This window comes from Microcystis sp. M53598_WE2 (genome assembly GCF_030067735.1).
GTDB lineage: Bacteria > Cyanobacteriota > Cyanobacteriia > Cyanobacteriales > Microcystaceae > Microcystis > Microcystis aeruginosa.
On the sequence record NZ_JASJFE010000429.1, the window covers coordinates 1 to 2,362 of the forward strand.

4 protein-coding genes are annotated in these 2,362 nt (G+C 40.4%); all 4 read right to left on the reverse strand.

What is annotated here, in order from left to right; translation table 11 throughout:
* Positions 1–22: 22 nt before the first annotated feature.
* Positions 23–235, reverse strand: coding sequence for a hypothetical protein (locus PX636_RS09085; RefSeq protein ID WP_002761887.1), 213 nt, complete (start codon positions 233–235; stop codon positions 23–25).
* A gap of 54 nt (positions 236–289) precedes the next feature.
* The gene (locus PX636_RS09090) at positions 290–571 is read right to left on the reverse strand and encodes a DUF2470 domain-containing protein (protein WP_002798894.1); all 282 of its coding nucleotides are present in this window, start codon (positions 569–571) and stop codon (positions 290–292) included.
* Positions 572–976: 405 nt separating this feature from the next.
* Entirely contained in the window at positions 977–1,456 is a 480-nt protein-coding gene (locus PX636_RS09095) for a hypothetical protein (protein ID WP_002798897.1), read from the reverse strand.
* 137 nt (positions 1,457–1,593) lie between these two features.
* Positions 1,594–2,362: ABC transporter ATP-binding protein (locus PX636_RS09100; RefSeq protein WP_288116818.1), on the reverse strand; the 769-nt coding region annotated here is incomplete at its 5' end.

Consider the following 2,362-nt stretch of genomic DNA (forward strand, 5'->3'; position numbering starts at 1 on the left):
AAAGCCGCTATAGTTCTATTTCTCATAATTTTTGAGATTTCCCTAATTTAGCCAGAAGAAAGTATAAAACCACGATGCCTGTCTGTAATTCCAAGAGAGTAATATAACCCTTAACTAGATAATTTAATTCTAGGGAGGAATTAAAGGCAAAAACTAGCACACCCAAGACTAAAAAAGGCAGTAAACGCCAGCCAGACTTGGGTATTTTTATTCCCGTACTATTAACCTGATTCATGGGCTACTTCTCTAGGTTGGTCTTTTTCGGTGATAGTCGCAAAATCGGGCTTTGTCAAGGGGTAGTTTGATTAACTTTTAGCATCTCAACGAGGATATTATGGGCATCCTTGGCTGATTCTAGGGTGCGCTCAAAAGGTATTCTAATTGTTTGACTCTCCCCTAATTTTTCTACGGCTAAATCCATGCCTTGGGGATCTATGGAGAGCATTTGAGCGGTTTCTGCATCGGTAATATTACCGTAAACTTGAGCGTAGAAAAGCACGGCATCACCGTGATCTTTGTTCATGTGTTTACAGATGCGATCGCTAAGGGCGGGAGTGATAGTTTCAGACATAATATTCCCGAAAAAAATCGATAATAAGGTGGGGACGGATAAAAGCCAGTTCTAAATCGAGGCCAATGGGGGGGATATTAGTTAGGGTAGCTTAATTAATCGCTAATTGCCAGATCATTTGGGCGTGGGCATGGCAGACATCAATAATAAGTTTAATATTATTTTCTTGACAAAAATCCTTAATTGTGCATTGATCTAATTGTCCCACTGAAGGTCAATCGGGGTAGAGAGTAAAGTCCGGGGCTGCCCGCGCATTTAAATTGCCTGTTGAGATGAAACCAGAGGCAACAGTAAAGGGATTGGGAGAGATTCAGCTAATCTAAGGAGAGGCGATTAAAATGCCTCTTAGCTTAAAACCCCACACCCTGCCACCGGGAAAAACTTTTTCAGCACACCCTATATATTTTATCGTTCACAACCGACAACAGAAGCGGTGTAGGTATTACCGATGTGCTGAATACCATTGACAAAAAGATTGACTAAAAAAGGTTGATCATTTGCCCGTACTGTGGCAGTAATTGTTAAGGGTTTATCGGGTTCGATTCGTACTCCATTAGTATTAAAAAATTCCTCGTTAGTTTGATCGCTATACTTGAGAAACAGCCGGATATCAAAGGAGGCAGCCCGGGGGACAGAAACCGTAACGATAAACCTCTGAAAACTTCTACCCCCCGGCACTGCCCAATCGGTATTCCAATTATTACGAGTTATGGTGACACCGAAAGGCCCTGGAACAGTGGGTTGTGAGACGCTTTTCGTAACTTCACTACCTTCACCTCCTAATAAAGAAAGTGGCCGACAATTTTGCGCCGCTGCCGGTAGATGTGAGCTTAATAATACCGCCGATAGACCCAATAACCCAGTGATAGAGGTTAATTTCATCATTGATTTTGTCTCCAATTAATAGAACCTATCCAAAAATTATAGATGATCATGACGGTAAGAAAAACGGCGATTTAGCTTAATCGAGGCCAATTACTGAAAAAAATGCCGATCATCAACCTGAATTTTCAAAAATGGGGTTAAAATTGATTCATAATTTCCATATAAATATGTTCTAACTGTACCGTCTGACGGGCGAGAGAATCAATATTAATGCCATCGAATGCCTGAATAATCTCGCTTAATTCTAGATGTTCATGTAACCAAAAAGCTAAATCTTTTCCGTAAAATTTGGGAGTAAATCCTAATTGTTTCCCTCGATTTATGGCTGCTTCGTGATCCTGGGTATCCATGATAATAATTTCTTTCGCAGGAATGTGCTGACGCAGCTGATTTAAATTACCTTCGGCAATAATACGACCTTGTTTTAAAATCCCGATACGTTGACAGAGACGCTGTGCTTCATCGAGGAGGTGGGTAGTTAATAAAATTGTCATTCCCTGTCGCCGTAATTCTCCGATTAAATCCCAAATTTCATAGCGAGATTCGATGTCTAAACCAGTAGTTGGTTCATCGAGAATTAATAATTTTGGCTGATGAACAATAGCCACAGCAATATTCATCCGGCGCTGCATTCCACCGCTTAAAGTTTCCACCGGACTACGGGCGCGATCAAGCAAATTTACTGCGGATAAACTGGCTTTAATCCGATGACGACGCTGGAGGCGATCAAGTCCATAAATCTGAGCAAAAAAGTTGAGATTTTCCTCACAAGTAAGGGATTTGTACAATAAATTTTCTTGCGGGGCAACCCCAATTAATTCTTTAGTAACTCTAGAAATTGGCAAATAATTAAAGGTAATTTCTCCCGATGAGGGTTTTAATAAATTACAAATTAAGTTAATAGTG